The organism is Sphingomonas sp. Leaf22 (assembly GCF_001421715.1).
In the GTDB taxonomy this organism is placed as follows: Bacteria; Pseudomonadota; Alphaproteobacteria; order Sphingomonadales; family Sphingomonadaceae; genus Sphingomonas.
The window spans coordinates 1-14285 of the sequence record NZ_LMKP01000019.1 but is presented as its reverse complement, the minus strand read 5'-3'; the positions used below and the strand labels follow the sequence as shown (position 1 = coordinate 14285).

13 protein-coding genes are annotated in these 14285 nt (G+C 67.4%); 8 read left to right on the top strand and 5 right to left on the bottom strand.

From position 1 onward, the window contains the following. Positions 1–2: 2 nt before the first annotated feature. Both ASE70_RS10085 and ASE70_RS10080 read left to right on the top strand, forming a co-directional pair. Positions 3–1889 carry an XrtA/PEP-CTERM system amidotransferase gene (locus ASE70_RS10085; RefSeq protein WP_056504289.1) on the top strand — a complete coding sequence of 629 codons (1887 nt, stop codon included), beginning with the start codon at positions 3–5 and terminating at the stop codon, positions 1887–1889. Between the two features lie 111 nt (positions 1890–2000). After that, on the top strand, positions 2001–4793 hold the full coding sequence (locus ASE70_RS10080) for a DUF3857 domain-containing protein (RefSeq protein WP_200925620.1): 2793 nt from the start codon (positions 2001–2003) through the stop codon (positions 4791–4793). Positions 4794–4871: 78 nt separating this feature from the next. Here ASE70_RS10080 and ASE70_RS10075 read toward each other — a convergent pair whose 3' ends face one another. After that, the gene (locus ASE70_RS10075; RefSeq protein WP_056504283.1) at positions 4872–5924 is read right to left on the bottom strand and encodes a 1,9-bis(guanidino)-5-aza-nonane synthase; all 1053 of its coding nucleotides are present in this window, start codon (positions 5922–5924) and stop codon (positions 4872–4874) included. 186 nt (positions 5925–6110) lie between these two features. Next, positions 6111–7352: a type III PLP-dependent enzyme gene (locus ASE70_RS10070; protein WP_235512178.1), complete on the bottom strand. Its 1242-nt coding sequence runs from the start codon at positions 7350–7352 to the stop codon at positions 6111–6113. A gap of 139 nt (positions 7353–7491) precedes the next feature. Here ASE70_RS10070 and ASE70_RS10065 point away from each other — a divergent pair, with 139 nt between their 5' ends. Then, positions 7492–8454, top strand: a complete 963-nt coding sequence (locus ASE70_RS10065) for a threonine ammonia-lyase (protein WP_056504280.1) — start codon at positions 7492–7494, stop codon at positions 8452–8454. Beyond that, complete coding sequence (locus tag ASE70_RS19830) at positions 8451–8618, top strand: hypothetical protein (RefSeq protein WP_156347301.1); 168 nt, start codon at positions 8451–8453, stop codon at positions 8616–8618. The genes ASE70_RS10065 and ASE70_RS19830 overlap by 4 nt, the downstream gene beginning before the upstream one ends. Before the next feature lie 3 nt (positions 8619–8621). On the opposite strand, the gene ASE70_RS10060 is transcribed toward ASE70_RS19830, so the two are convergent. Both ASE70_RS10060 and ASE70_RS10055 read right to left on the bottom strand, forming a co-directional pair. Further along, positions 8622–8849, bottom strand: coding sequence for a hypothetical protein (locus ASE70_RS10060; protein WP_056504277.1), 228 nt, complete (start codon positions 8847–8849; stop codon positions 8622–8624). 173 nt (positions 8850–9022) lie between these two features. Then, complete coding sequence (locus tag ASE70_RS10055) at positions 9023–9679, bottom strand: alpha/beta hydrolase (protein WP_055994400.1); 657 nt, start codon at positions 9677–9679, stop codon at positions 9023–9025. Between the two features lie 41 nt (positions 9680–9720). On the opposite strand from ASE70_RS10055, the gene ASE70_RS10050 reads away from it, so the two are divergent. The 3 genes from ASE70_RS10050 to ASE70_RS10040 are packed head-to-tail and all read left to right on the top strand — an operon-like array spanning position 9721 to position 12262. Then, the gene (locus ASE70_RS10050; RefSeq protein ID WP_056504274.1) at positions 9721–10836 is read left to right on the top strand and encodes a cysteine desulfurase family protein; all 1116 of its coding nucleotides are present in this window, start codon (positions 9721–9723) and stop codon (positions 10834–10836) included. Then, the gene (locus ASE70_RS10045; RefSeq protein WP_056504271.1) at positions 10818–11939 is read left to right on the top strand and encodes a cysteine desulfurase family protein; all 1122 of its coding nucleotides are present in this window, start codon (positions 10818–10820) and stop codon (positions 11937–11939) included. The genes ASE70_RS10050 and ASE70_RS10045 overlap by 19 nt, the downstream gene beginning before the upstream one ends. Next, complete coding sequence (locus ASE70_RS10040; protein WP_056504268.1) at positions 11936–12262, top strand: 2Fe-2S iron-sulfur cluster-binding protein; 327 nt, start codon at positions 11936–11938, stop codon at positions 12260–12262. Before ASE70_RS10045 ends, ASE70_RS10040 begins: the two co-directional genes overlap by 4 nt. On the opposite strand, the gene ASE70_RS10035 is transcribed toward ASE70_RS10040, so the two are convergent. Continuing rightward, entirely contained in the window at positions 12187–12612 is a 426-nt protein-coding gene (locus ASE70_RS10035; RefSeq protein ID WP_082450957.1) for a ribosomal maturation YjgA family protein, read from the bottom strand. The genes ASE70_RS10040 and ASE70_RS10035 overlap by 76 nt on opposite strands. A 93-nt stretch (positions 12613–12705) precedes the next feature. On the opposite strand from ASE70_RS10035, the gene ASE70_RS10030 reads away from it, so the two are divergent. Beyond that, on the top strand, positions 12706–14157 hold the full coding sequence (locus ASE70_RS10030; RefSeq protein WP_055994392.1) for an ATP-binding protein: 1452 nt from the start codon (positions 12706–12708) through the stop codon (positions 14155–14157). Positions 14158–14285: the final 128 nt, after the last annotated feature.

Genomic DNA, 14285 nt, shown 5'->3' with positions numbered 1-14285 from the left:
CCATGTGCGGTATCGCCGGCCTCTTCCATCCCGCCAGCCCCAAGCCGGTCGATCCGGCGCGGATCGTCGCGATGACCGATGCACAGGCACATCGCGGGCCGGACGGGTCGGGGGTGTGGACCGCGCTCGGCGTCGGTCTGGGCCATCGGCGGCTGTCGATCATCGACGTGGCGGGCAGTCCGCAGCCGATGGCGCTGCCGGGCGAGGGACTCGTCGTCACCTATAATGGCGAAATCTACAACTTCGCCGAGTTGCGCGCCGAACTGATCGCGCGGGGCGCGGTGTTTCGCACGCAGGGCGATACCGAAGTGCTGTTGCACGCATGGGCGGCGTGGGGGCCGGACATGCTGGCGCGGCTGAACGGCATGTTCGCCTTCGCGATCCATGATGCCGATCGCCAGTCGCTGTTTCTCGCGCGCGACCGGATGGGGGTGAAGCCGCTATACTATGTCGAGCTGGCCGATGGCGCGGTGGCGTTCGCGTCCGAACTGAAGGGGTTGCTGGCCCACCCGCTGGTACGGCGGACGCCCGACCTGCGCGCGATCGAGGATTATATGGCGCTGGGCTATGTCCCCGACGACGCCTGTATCGTCGCGGGGGTGCGCAAGCTGCCGGCCGGGCATTTCCTGCTGTTGCAGCGCGGACGGGCGGTGCCGCCGCCGGTGCGGTGGTGGGACATCGACTTTTCGAAGCGTGCGAAAGGCAGCACCCGCGATCTGGAGGTCGAACTGGTCGAGCGGATGCGCGAGGGCGTCCGGTCGCGGATGGTCGCCGACGTGCCGCTGGGCGCGTTCCTGTCGGGCGGGGTCGATTCGTCGGCGGTCGTCGCGCTGATGGCGGAGGCGAGCCGCGCGCCGGTCCAGACCTGCACGATCGGTTTTGACGAGGCGGGGCATGACGAACGCGGCCCTGCCGCCGCCATCGCGACGCGCTTTGCCACCGACCATGCGGTGCGGACGGTGCAGTCGGACGATTTCGGGCTGATCGACACGCTGGTCGCGGCGTTCGACGAACCCTTTGCCGATGCCTCTGCGCTCGCGACCTATCGCGTCTGCGCACTGGCGCGCGAGCGGGTGACGGTCGCGCTGTCGGGCGACGGCGCGGACGAGGCGCTGGCGGGATATCGCCGGTACAAATTCCATGCTGCCGAGGAACGGGTGCGTGGACTGCTGCCGCCCGGATTTCGCGAGCCGGTGTTCGGGGCGCTGGGCGACGTCTATCCCAAGGCCGATTGGGCACCGCGTCCGTTCCGGGCCAAGACGACGCTGCTGGCGTTGGCGCAGGACGGCGACGAAGCCTATGCCGGCGCGGTCGGGGTGACGACGCCCGGCGTGCGGCAGGCGCTGTATACGCCGGCGATGGCGCGGCAACTGGGTGGGCATCGCGGCGAGGATCGCTATGTCGCGGCAATGCGGCAGGCACCGGGTCGCCATGCGCTCGACCGGGCACAATATGCCGATTTCCGCCACTGGTTGCCCGGCGATATCCTGACCAAGGTCGACCGGACCAGCATGGCCGTCGGGCTGGAGGCACGCGAGCCGTTGCTCGACCATCGGCTGATCGAATTCTGCGCGACCCTGCCGCCCGGGCTGCGGCTGCGGCGGGGCGAGGGGAAATGGTTGATGAAGAAGGCGCTGGAGCCATGGCTGCCGCGCGACATCCTTTATCGGCCGAAAATGGGGTTCGTGACGCCGGTCAGCGCATGGTTTCGTGGGGCACTGGCCGACGAGGCGGCGGCGCTGGTGCGATCGCCGGTGCTGGCGAACTGGTTCGACCTGCATGCGATCGAGCGGATCGTCGCCGATCACCGCGCGGGCCGGGCGGAGCATGGCCGGACGCTGTGGCAGCTGGTGATGCTGGAGCGGAGCGCCACGCGGCTGTTCGGCTGATCAGCTTCGTTTCTGCACACAATCGCCACTCGACAAAGAACGGCGCTGCGATAGACCTTTGACGACCGGCGGGGGCCGGCGAACGAGGGGGATTGCGTGAAGCGTTTGGTCATGGCTCGGGCTGCCATATTGGCGGCAGTGTGTGTTCCGGCACTGGCGTTTGCCAGCGATACGCCGCTCTATCAGCCCGCCCCGGCATGGGTGATCGCGCCGCCCCCGGTTCCGACGAACGCGGCGGAGGAATTGCCGCCGATCGTGCTGCTCGATTTCCAGAAGCGGATCGAGGGCGACCGGCTATGGTCCTATGTCCATCAGCAGACGCGGATCGCCAGCAGCGAGATGCTGTCGCAGGCAGCGACGCTGACCCTGCCCTGGGCACCGGACAAGGGCGACCTGATCGTCCATGGTCTCACCATCCTGCGCGGCGATCGGCGGATCGACCTGTTGGCGAAGGGGCAGAAGTTCGTCGTGCTGCGGCGCGAACAGTCGCTCGAACAGCGCGAACTGACCGGCATCCTGACCGCGACGATGGCGGTCGAGGGGCTGGAGGTCGGCGACATCCTCGACATGCGGTTTTCGGTCACCGGACGCGATACGGCGCTGGGCGGGCGGGTGCAGGATGTCATTCCGCTGGTCGCGGCCCCGATGCGGATCGGGGCGGGGCGGGTCCGCTACAGCTGGCCGAAGGGAACCCAGCCGAAGTGGAAGGTAATCGCTGACGGGGTGCAGGCGACGCCGGTCACGAAGGGCGAGTTTACCGAGCTGAACTTCGCGCTGCCGCTCGCCAAGCCCAAGGAGATGCCCGAGGATGCGCCGTCGCGGTTCCGCCATCCGCCGTTGATGGAGGTGGCGAGCTTCGCCGACTGGGCCGATGTGTCGAAGACCTTTGCGACGCTGTACAAGACCGACGGGCTGGTCGCGACGGGCGGTCCGATCGCCGGCGAAGTCGCGGCGATCATGAAGGCGGACGCGACGCCGCTCGGCCGGGCGCAACGCGCGCTGGAGGTGGTGCAGGACAAGGTCCGCTATCTGGCGGTCGGGATGGACGGCGGGAACTATGTCCCGCAAGCTCCTGCGAAGACGTGGGAAGTCCGCTATGGCGATTGCAAGGCCAAGACGCTGTTGCTGCTCGCCATGCTGCACGCCATGGGCATCGAGGCGGAGCCGGTGATCGCCAGCGTTGGCATGGGCGACTTCGTGCCCGAACGGCTGCCGAGCGCCGCTGCGTTCAACCATGTGTTCGTGCGGGCGACGGTCGGTGGCGAAACGCTGTGGCTCGACGGGACGGGCAGCAATGCGCGGATCGTCGATGTCCGGGATACGCCGGGCATCGGCTATGTCCTGCCGCTGCGGGCGGCTGGGGCGGTGCCGGTGATGGTCTCGACCCACGCCAATGCGCTGCCGATGGGCATCGTGACGATCGACGCCGACGAAAGCAGCGCGGTCGATCTGCCCAGTGCGGTCGACGTGACGTTCGTGGCGCACGGCGTGGTCGCGGCACAGCTGCGCGCGGCGAAGAGCCAGCTGGGACCGAAGGAACAGCGCGAGCTGATTTCGAACGTCCTGCAAAAGGCCGCGGGGGAGGGGCAATTCGCGGACGGGACGATCACGCCCGATCCGGTGAGCGGCGACGTCGTCATCCGTGCGAAGGGCGTGGTCGGCACCAGCTGGGGCATGGAGGACCGGCGGCGCAAACGGTCGTTGAACGGTCCGTTGAGCGATCTGACCTTTTCCCCCGATCGCAGCCGTCCCGACTGGACGGCGATCCCGGTCGCCGCGCCGCCGCCGCTGGGGTTCGAGCGCCGATTGCGGATCAGGCTGCCCGATGGCGGACGCGGGTTCACGCTGGATGGAACGGCGGACGCCGATCAGCGACTGGCGGGCCATGTCGTCAAGCGGACGACGCGCCTGACGAACGGCCTGCTGACGATGGACGAACGGGTCGACGCACTGGGCGTGGAGGTGCCGGCGGCGCAGATCGCCGCCGAACGCGATGCGGTGGCGACGGCGACCGCCAATATTCCGCATCTGGTCGCGCCCGCCGACACGCCGCGCCGCTGGACGCTGGACAGCGCGGGGATGGCGCAGTCGAGCCAGATCAAGGCGATCCGCGCGGTCTATGCCAAGGCGATCGCCGCCGATCCCGACGAGATCGGCGGGTATCAGAGCCGGGCCAGTTTCGAGAGCGGGGTCGGCAATTACCGCGCGGCGCTGCCCGATCTCGACCGGGTGATCGCCAAGGAACCGGACATCAATCTGTACCTGCAACGGGCCTATGTCCACGACATGCTCGGCGACCGGACAAAGGCGCTGGCCGATGCCGAAAGCGCGCGGCGGCTCGACCCGTCGAACCAGAGCGCGACGATGCGGCTGGCGTGGCTGAAGGCGGAGAATGGCGACCTGCCCGGCGGCGTTGCGCTGCTCGACCAGCGGATCGCGCTGGGCGGTGAACAGAAGCGCGCGGCGCGGCAGGACAAGGCGGCGCTGATCGGGGAGTTCGGTGACGCGGCAGAAGCGGTGAGGCTGTACGATGCGATGATCGCCGAAAAGCCGGGTTCGCCGAACCTGCTGAACGGTCGTTGCTGGATCAAGGGCACGCGGTCGGTGATGCTCGACACCGCGCTCAAGGATTGCACCAGTGCGATCGAATTGAGCGACAGCACGCTCGCCGCGCTCGATAGCCGGGCGATGGTCTGGTACCGGATGGGCCGGTATCCCGAGGCGCTGGCCGATCTCGACGCCGTGCTGGCGGCGGAACCCGACATGGCGAGCAGCCGCTATCTGCGCGCCGTGGTGATGAAGGCGATGAAGCGCGATGCCGATGCGCTTGCCGACCTGACGATGGCCCGGCGGGTCGCGCCGCAGATCGATCGGCAATATGCCCGGTTCGGGTTCAAGATGTAGGCGTTCGCCGAACCGCAGATACGAGAACGGCGGGGGATTGCTCCCCCGCCGTTTACGTTTTTGGCGATGGTTCGAGGATCAGTCGAACATCTTGCCGAAGGCGCGCTTCGTGCGATCCTTCCACGCGCCGCGGTGATAGGCGTCCGAGGCAAGGAGCGGCATGACCGAGCCGGCTTCGGCGAAGACCATCTGTTCGAGCGCGGTGTCGACCTTGCCCCAGCTGGCCGCTTCCTTCAGCGTCGACGACGAACACGCGCCGTCGCGGACGTCGGCGACGGTGATCTGCACGGCGTATTTGTGCATCTCGACATCGTCATGGCCGAGGATTTCGGCGCAGACGACGGTGTCCTGGATGAAGTTCTTCGGCACGCCGCCGCCGATCATCAGCAGGCCGGTGGTGCCCGCCTTGATCTTGATGTCGGTCAGTTCGCGGAAGTCGGCGATGGCGTCGAGCACCATGTACGGCTTGCCTTCCTTCGCGCGGTCGACCTGGTGCTTGACCAGACCGAAGCCGGCCGAGCTGTCGACGAAGGCCGGGCAGAAGATCGGCACGTCATGCTCGTACGCCAGCTTGACGAGGCTGTTTTCCTTCTTGCCGTGCTCCGAGAGATACTTGCCCATCTCACGGATGAAGGCGCGCGACGAATAGGCCTTCGGTTCGAGCGAATTGGCGATCTCACCGATGGTGTGATCGCAATCCTGCAACTGCTCTTCGTCGATATAGGTGTCGTAGATGCGGTCGATGTAGAGCGAGCGCAGCACGTTATCGTCGGGGATTTCAAGCGCCTGATAGTGTTTGTGACCAAGCCCTTCGAAGAAGTCCATGTCGACGATCGACGCGCCGGTTGCGACGACGCCGTCGATCATGTTCGAGCGCAACAGTTCGGCGTACAGATCCATGCAGCCGCCGGCCGAGGTCGAACCGGCGATCACGAGGAAGATCGAGCAGTCCTTGTCCTCCAGCATCTGGTTGTAGATGCGGGTGGCGCGCGCGAGGTCGCGGCTGGTGAAACTCATCTTGCCCATGGCGTCGATGATCGGGCGGGCGTCGAACTTGGTGATGTCGACATGCTCGACGGTGGTCGAAAGCAGTTCCGCCTTGCGGGTGTCGTTGATCGTCGTGTCGGTCATGATGGTCCCATCATCATCGATAAGCCGTCGTCGTTATGGGGACGCGGAAACCCGGTATGGCCTCCTGCCCGAAAAAGTGGGGAGGAGCCGATGGCGGTCGCATAGCGCAAAGGCCATGCAAAGCCCACCCCCGGCCCCTCCCGCACAGGTGCGGGAAGGGGGAGGTGGCTGGTTAGGATAGTGGCGTTACAGCTTGACGACGTTGTTCGAAACGAACGCCGGCACGGGATCGAGTTCGATATACATCGACTCCATCGGCTCGTCGTCGGTCACGACGGTCTCGCCATTGCCGAAGCCGTTGAACGCGGTGCGCATGGCCGAGCCATAGGCACCGAGCATGCCGATCTCGAAATAATCGCCGCTGCGGGTATCGGCCGGCAGCGGGAACGGTCCCTGCATCTGGTCGATATCGTCGCAGGTCGGACCCCAGAAGCTGAAGTCCATGTCGCGCGCATCCGATTCCGGCTGCCGCAGCAGCTGCACCGGATATTTCCAGCCGATATGCGCGGCATCGAACAACGAGCCATAGGCACCGTCGTTGATGAACAGTTCCGCGCCACGGCGATGTTCGACGCGGACGACGACCGATGCATATTCGGCACACAGCGAGCGACCCGGTTCGGCCCACAATTCCGCCGAATAGCTGATCGGCAGGCTTTCGAACGCGCGGTGGATCGTTTCGAAGAAACGCTCCAGCGGCGGCGGGGTCATGCCGGGGTAGCAGGACGGGAAACCGCCACCGACGTCGATGACGTCGACGGTGACACCGGCATCGACGATCGCGCCACGAACGCGTTCCATCGCGTTGCTGTACGCATCGGGCGACATCGTCTGGCTGCCAACATGGAAGCAGATGCCCAGCGCATCGGCGACCTGACGGGTCGCGATCAGCAACTGCTTCGCTTCCCCCGGACCAACGCCGAACTTCGATCCCAGCGACAGCTTCGCATATTCGGACGACACGCGCATCCGCACGCACAGGGTCAGATCGGTCGCGCCGTCGGTAGCGGCCACGATCTTTTCCAGCTCGTCCATGCTGTCGAGCGAGAAGGTCCGCACGCCATGGTCGAAATAGGCCTCGGCAATCGCTTCCGGGGCCTTGATCGGGTGCATGAAGTGACAGGTCGCTTCGGGCAGCGTCGACTTCACCAGACGCACTTCGCCGATCGAGGCGGTGTCATAGTGCGCGATGCCGTTGTCCCACAGGACACGGAGCAGGTCGGGCGACGGATTCGCCTTCACCGCATACATCGAGCGGCCCGGAAACTTCTCCACGAAGAATCGGGCTGCGCGCGCTGCGGCGTGCGGGCGAACGAGCGTGACCGGTTCGACCGGTCGGCGCTCTGCGATGTCGATCCCGCACTCGAACGAGGAGTCACGGGCGATAAAGGGGGCAGCTAGCCCCAGCGCGCTATAGTGCTTGGCCAATTCAAGGGACCTCCAATTGCCTTTCGGCATACGGTGACAAAAGCTGCCTTGCGGTTGGAAGTCCCATGGGGCAGCGGAGGCGCGATCTATGGTCCCTAACCCACGATGTAAAGTGGTTCTGCGACGGAACGGGCATTTTATGACGATTTTGCGACAGCCGACGCGAGCAGGGGTCCGCGACGCAGCGGCCAAGATGGCGGGTATCCTGCTGCCGTCGCCCTTGATGGTGAGGGAAATCAACGGCTTGCGGGTCGCGTTGAAGATGGAATCGCTGCAGCCGATCGGGGCGTTCAAACTGCGCGGCGCGTGGCACCGTTTGACGGCGCTCAGCGACGAATCGCGGGCGCGGGGCGTCGTCGCTTTTTCGTCGGGCAATCATGCGCAGGGGGTCGCGTGGGCGGCCAGACGACTGGGAATCGCCGCCACGATCGTGATGCCCGCCGACGCCCCCGAGACGAAGCTGCGGGCGACGATGGCGCTGGGTGCGGAGGTCGTCCGCTACGACCGGGCGACCGAAAGCCGCGAGAAGATCGCCGCGCATCTGGCGCATGCGCGCGGCGCGACACTGGTGCCCAGCTTCGACGATGCGTGGGTAATCGAGGGGCAGGGGTCCGCCGGGATCGAGGCGGCGGAGCAGATGGTGGCAGCCGGGCTTCCGGTGCCGTCGCAGGTCGTCGTGCCGTGCGGGGGTGGCGGACTGGCGGCCGGCATCGCGCTGGCGCTGCCCGATGCCGAGATCGTGACGGTCGAGCCGGAAGGTTGGGACGATATGCGCCGCAGCCTCGAGGCGGGATGGATCGAACCCGTCGGCGATGCGCCACCGCCGACCGCCTGCGACGCGCTCCAGACGCTGCGGGTGGCCGAGCGGACCTTCGACGTGCTTTCACGCCGTGGTGCCACCGGGGTGGCGGTCAGCGAGGCGGAGATTGCCCACGCGCAACGCTGGGCCGCGCAGCACTTGCGGGCGGTCGTCGAACCCGGCGGCGCGGTGGCGCTGGCGGCGATCCTGTCGAAACGGGTGACGGTGAAGCCGGGTACGCTGGTGCTGGTGTCGGGCAGCAATGTTGATCCCGTCGCCTATGGCGCGGTGCTGGCGGCGTGACGCAGGGGCCGGCGGGGACGCTGCTCGCGATATTGATGCTCGTCGCGATCCTGCTGATCGTCTTCGGCGTCCGGATGATTGCGCGTGGCGAACGGCGCAACGGCAGCCTGATGATCGTGTGTGCGCTGGTGATGGTCGGGAACGTCGCGATCTGGACGATGTAGGCGTCAGTCGCGCTGCGACGGCATGCGGTAGCTTCGCTGGTCCAGCGCCTGAGCGGCATTGGCGGCATTCTGCGCGTCGATCTGCGTCCATTCGGTTCTGGTGTGGCAGACCGGGCGGGCCATGATCGAGCCGGTCGTCATTTCGCGGCGGCAGACTTTCTTTTCGGGTTTCGGTGGCGTCGGGGCGGCAGTGGCTTGCGTTGCCGCCGCTAGCAGCAAGATGGTCAGCATGGGCAGGATGTCCTGTACCGGAATGGCACCGGCATCCTATGGTCACCATTCAAGATGGCAAGCATCAAACGTTCGCCGCGGCGAAGCCGCGTCGTCGGTCGGTGCCGATTGGCACCGCCGGCCGGGCGCGCCGCCGGGCGCGGATTGGCGTTGCCAATCCGCTGCGCCGCGCCTCACTTGATCGGCGAGTTCGGGTCCAGCCGCATGTCCAGATACTTGTCCACGCTGCCCATCAATTGCGGCATTTCGTTCTGGAAGAAGTGGTTGGCACCCGGGATCACATCGTGATGGATGGTGATGTGACGCTGGGTACGCAGCTTGTCGACCAGCTTCTGCGTCGCCACCGGCGTCACGACTTCGTCGGCGTCGCCCTGGATGATGATGCCGGAGGAGGGGCATGGCGCGAGGAAGGTGAAGTCGTACATGTTCGCGGGGGGCGCGATCGAGATGAAGCCGCGGATTTCGGGGCGGCGCATCAGCAGCTGCATGCCGATCCATGCGCCGAAGCTGACCCCCGCGATCCACGTCGTCTGCGCCTCGGGGTGGAAGCTCTGCACCCAGTCGAGTGCCGAGGCGGCGTCGGACAGTTCACCCACGCCATTGTCGAACGTGCCCTGGCTCTTGCCGACGCCACGGAAGTTGAAGCGCAGCGTCGCGAAGCCGCGACGCTGGAACGTCTTGTAGAGTTCCTGCACGATGCGGTTGTTCATCGTGCCGCCCGACGACGGATGCGGGTGCAGGATCATCGCGACCGGCGCGCGGGGGCGGGGGGCGGGGGCGAAACGGCCCTCCAGTCGACCTTCGGGACCGGGGAAGATGACTTCGGGCATGGGACGTCCTGTTAGGTTTCGGGCGCGGCAATGGCGCGAAGATGGATCGCGGCTATATAGGCCCGTGCAATCGGAACGGAAGTGTTTTGACGACCCGCATCTATCTCGACCACGCCGCGACCACCCCGATCCGGCCCGAAGCGGCAGCCGCCGTCCTCGACGGCATGGCGCGCTGGGCCAATCCGTCGAGCCCGCATGCCGAGGGGCGCGCCGCCCGGCGGGCGCTGGAGGATGCGCGCGCGCGCATCGCCACCGCGCTGGGCTGGGATGGCGAGGTCATCCTGACTGGCGGCGCGAGCGAAGCGCTGGCGATCGCGCTGCGCGGTGCGGGGCGGTACGAGACGGTCGTGAGTTCGGTCGAGCATGATGCGGTCCTGCGGGCGGCGGAGAGCGACATCCGGTTGCCGGTGGGCGAGGATGGACTGGTCGACACTGACGATCGTTCGCCCTTGTTGAATGCCCTCGACCCCCGCGAAGCGACCGAGCGGTTCGCGATCCAGTCGGCCAACAGCGAGACGGGCGTGTTGCAGCCGCTCGACCGGATCGATGCACTCCGGCGGGAGGCGTGGATCGGGCGGCCGATCACGCTGGTCGCGGACTGTTCGCAAAGCGCCGGCAAGCTGCCGCTGCCGCCTGCCGACCTGATCGTCGTGTCGGCGCACAAGCTGGGCGGACCGCCGGGGATCGGCGCGTTGCTCGTCCGGGACCTGTCGTTGTTGCGCCCGACCGGCGGACAGGAGCAAGGCTATCGCGGGGGCACGGAAAACCTGCCCGCCGCGCTGGGCTTTGCCGCCGCGCTGGAAGCGCCGGGCGACTGGTTCAACCGGGTGGCACTGCTTCGCGCCGAACTGGACCGCATCGTGCGGACGAACGGCGGCGAGGTGATCGGCGATGCGTCGCCCCGGATTCCAACCATCGCCGGCTATCGACTGCCGGGCCGGTCGGCGGCGGCGCAGCTGATGCGGCTGGACTCGGCCGGGTTCGCGGTGTCGGCCGGGAGCGCGTGTTCGTCGGGGACGCTCAAGATCAGTCACGTCCTGACCGCCATGGGCCTCGACGCCAGGGCGGCGAGCGAGGTGATCCGCGTCAGTTTCGGCTGGACAACGACCGCCGACGAGGTCGAGCGATTCGCCGAGGCATGGAAGGCGATGGCGTGACCTATCTGGATTATCAGGCGACGACGCCGCTCGCGCCGGAGGCGTTCGCGGCGATGGTGCCGTGGCTGCGCGACCACCACGCCAACCCGCATTCGGCGCATCGCGAGGGACGGCGAGCAAAGGCGACGGTGGAGGTCGCGCGCGATCAGGTGCTGGCGGCGCTGGCCCCGGGCGCGGAGGGGCGGCTGTTCTTTACCAGCGGCGCGACCGAGGCGGCGAACTGGGCGATTGCCGGGACGTTCGAACGGTCGGGGGCTGCCCGGCCGAAGGTGGTGACGATCGCGACCGAGCATAGCTGCGTGCTCGATACCGTGCGGGCGTTGGCGGCGCGGGGGGCGGAGGTCGTGGTGCTGCCGGTCGGCGCGGACGGGCTGGTCGATCGCGACGCGGCGGTGGCAGCGATCGATGAACGAACCGCGCTGGTCGCCGCGATGCTGGTCAATAACGAGATCGGCGTGGTGCAGCCGATCGCATGGCTCGGCGAACTGGCCCGGTCGGTCGGGGCGGTGATGGTTTGCGATGCGGTGCAGGGCTGGGGGCGGGTCGCGCTGCCGGTTTCTGGTTGCGACCTGATCGCGGTGTCGGCGCACAAAATCTATGGACCGAAGGGGATCGGCGCGCTGTGGGTTCGCGCCGGAACCGAACCGGCCACCCTCCTGTACGGCGGCGGGCAGGAAGGAGGGTTGCGATCGGGCACGCTCAGTCCCGCCTTGTGCGCCGGGTTCGGCGTGTCAGCGGCGTTGCTGACGCAGGACGATCCGTCGCATGTCGAGACCTTGTGGGATGCGGCGCGGGCGGTGTTGTCGGCACCCGACTGGGTGCTGAACGGGGATGCCGGGGCGCGCTGGCATGGCAATCTCAACGTGCGGATGGACGGGCTGGATGTGGCGCGGCTGATGAGCGAATGTCGTGACATCGCCTTTTCGGCCGGATCGGCCTGCGCCAGCGGATCGGGGCGGACCAGCCATGTGCTGCGCGCGATCGGATTGAGCGATGCGCAGGCGAAGAATGCGATCCGGATCGGGTTCGGGCGCTACACGACGCAGGAGGAACTGGTGGCGGCATTGCAGACGATCGATCGCGCGGCGCGGGGGCAACGATGATCGTCCGCTTCGTCCGTGCCGATGGCAGCGTCGAGGAAGCGCGCGGGGCGACCGGCGACCGGCTGCTCGATCTGGCGCAGGCCTATGACCTGCCGCTCGAAGGGACGTGCGGCGGGCAGATGGCGTGTTCGACCTGCCATGTCATCGTCGATCCCGCCGACGCGCCGCGCCTGCCGCCGCCAGGCGATGACGAGGAGGACATGCTCGATTTTGCCGAAGGCGCGGTCGCGACCAGCCGGCTGGCCTGTCAGATCGTGCTCGACGAGTCGCTCGACGGGCTGACGGTGCGGATGCCGGCCGCGGCGCGCGACGCGCGGCGGTAACGTTCGACCAGCAGTACCGCGACCGCGCCGCTGGCATAGGCGATGAAGTCTTTCGGATCGAAACCGCTGCCGAGGATCATCCGGGTGAAGCGGTCGTGATCGAGGCCGATGGCGGCGAGTACCCGGAAATACTGGCCGAACTCGATCACGACGGCGATGGCGAATGCGATCAGCGTCGCCGGCAGGACGCCCGCGCTGGTGACGGCGCGCAAGCCGGCATAGACCAGCACCACCGCCAGCGCGTCGCCGACATAGGGCCGTATGATCGGATCGTGCAGGAACAGCGCGATGGCCAGCTCGATCGCCAGCAGCGCGATGGTCAGCGCGGCATAGCCCTTGTGCAGTCGCATGGTCGCTCCCCGAACGGTGCGATCGGCATGGCGTGCGACGGGCGTCGACGCAAGCGCTTGCCCCGACGCGGCACCACCGCCTAAAGACCCTCGATGACCGTGAACGTCGATATGGGGACGGACCCGGCGGGCAAGACCGTTCCCCTTGATCTCGAAGAATTGTTGGCGACCCGATTGCTGGTGCAGGGCAATTCGGGATCGGGAAAGTCGCATCTTCTCCGCCGCCTGCTCGAGCGCAGCGCAGGCCATGTCCAGCAGGTGGTGATCGATCCCGAAGGGGATTTCGTGACGCTGGCAGGTGCCTATGGCCATGTCGTGATCGAGGCGGCCGACCATAGCGAGCGCGAAGTCGCGAGGTTCGCGACGCGCGCGCGCGAGCATCGCGCGTCGGTGGTGCTCAGCCTCGAAGGGCTGGAGGCGGAGGGGCAGATGAAGTGCGCCGCCGCGTTCCTGAACGCGCTGTTCGATGCGCCGCGCGAACATTGGTATCCGGCGCTGGTGGTCGTCGACGAAGCGCAGTTGTTCGCACCGGCGGGCGGGGGCGAGGTCGTCGAGGAAGTGCGCCGCGCGTCGCTGTCGGCGATGACCAACCTGATGTGTCGCGGGCGCAAGCGCGGCCTTGCCGGCGTGATCGCGACCCAGCGTCTGGCGAAGCTCGCCAAGAACGTCGCGGCCGAGGCGTCGAACTTTCTGATGGGGCGCACCTTCCTCGACATCGATATGGCGCGGGCCGCCGATCTGCTGGGCATGGAGCGACGGCAGGCCGAGGCGATCCGCGATTTGCAGCGCGGGCATTTCCTCGCGCTGGGGCCGGCGGTGTCGCGGCGGCCGTTGTCGATCAAGATCGGTCCGGTGCAGACGTCGGCGCGCAGCGGCAGTCCCAAGCTGACGCCGCTGCCGAGCGCACCGGTGGCCGATATCAAGGGTTTGTTGCTTGCCCCGGTCGAAGCAATGCTGCCGCTGGGGCCGCCGATCCGGCACGTCGCGCCACCCGAAGCGGTGGAGGCGGCGATTGCCGCGCCGGTGCGGCCCAGCAACGCGCCCGACCTGCCCGAACGGTCGGCGGACGAAACCGATACGATCGTCGCGGAGGTGCTGCGGGCACTTGTCGAGGACGAAGGCGATCAGCCGCGCGCGGCGGCGGTGCTGTATCAGGATTTCGACGTGCGCTGTCGCATGGTCGGCCTGCCGCGCCCGCCGCTCGACCTTCCGGCCTTCACGCGCCGGCTGGCGTGTGCGCGGGCCGGGATTTTCGAAGCGCCGGACGAGGAATGGGCGCAGGCGCTGGCGATTGCCGATGTGCTGCCCGACGACATGCTCGGCGCGTTCATGCTCATCGCGCGGGCGGCACGCGAAGGGCGGCCGTGCCCGAGCGACGCGGCGATCGCGCGGACCTATGGGACGAGTTCGCTGGGGCGGGTGAAGCGGTTGCTTGCCTATATCGAGGGGCGCGATCTGCTGGTGTGCCGGATCGATCTGGCGGGGAAGCGGTCGATCGCGTTGCCGCATCTGGGGTGGACGACCGAGGCGGCGGAGGCGGCGTAACTCCTCCCCGGCACGGGGGAGTGTTCACGTCGGACTCTGTAGGCGTTTTCTGGCGAGGAAGATGTCGAGGGTGATCTCGAGCATTTGTTGGGTCTTGGAAGCGCGTTTGGTTCGGCGGTTGAAGCGGG

Bases quoted from the DNA above. Each gene is read 5' to 3' on its own strand.
- ASE70_RS10045 (WP_056504271.1), top strand. From the start codon at position 10,818: ATGGAAGGCGATGGCGTGACCTATCTGGATTATCAGGCGACGACGCCG.
- ASE70_RS10035 (WP_082450957.1), bottom strand. From the start codon at position 12,612: ATGCGACTGCACAAGGGCTATGCCGCGCTGACCATCGCGCTGCTGGCG.
- ASE70_RS10065 (WP_056504280.1), top strand. From the start codon at position 7,492: ATGACGATTTTGCGACAGCCGACGCGAGCAGGGGTCCGCGACGCAGCG.
- ASE70_RS10055 (WP_055994400.1), bottom strand. From the start codon at position 9,679: ATGCCCGAAGTCATCTTCCCCGGTCCCGAAGGTCGACTGGAGGGCCGT.
- ASE70_RS10030 (WP_055994392.1), top strand. From the start codon at position 12,706: ATGACCGTGAACGTCGATATGGGGACGGACCCGGCGGGCAAGACCGTT.
- ASE70_RS10050 (WP_056504274.1), top strand. From the start codon at position 9,721: ATGGATCGCGGCTATATAGGCCCGTGCAATCGGAACGGAAGTGTTTTG.
- ASE70_RS10080 (WP_200925620.1), top strand. From the start codon at position 2,001: ATGGCTCGGGCTGCCATATTGGCGGCAGTGTGTGTTCCGGCACTGGCG.
- ASE70_RS10040 (WP_056504268.1), top strand. From the start codon at position 11,936: ATGATCGTCCGCTTCGTCCGTGCCGATGGCAGCGTCGAGGAAGCGCGC.
- ASE70_RS10085 (WP_056504289.1), top strand. From the start codon at position 3: ATGTGCGGTATCGCCGGCCTCTTCCATCCCGCCAGCCCCAAGCCGGTC.
- ASE70_RS10075 (WP_056504283.1), bottom strand. From the start codon at position 5,924: ATGACCGACACGACGATCAACGACACCCGCAAGGCGGAACTGCTTTCG.
- ASE70_RS10060 (WP_056504277.1), bottom strand. From the start codon at position 8,849: ATGCTGACCATCTTGCTGCTAGCGGCGGCAACGCAAGCCACTGCCGCC.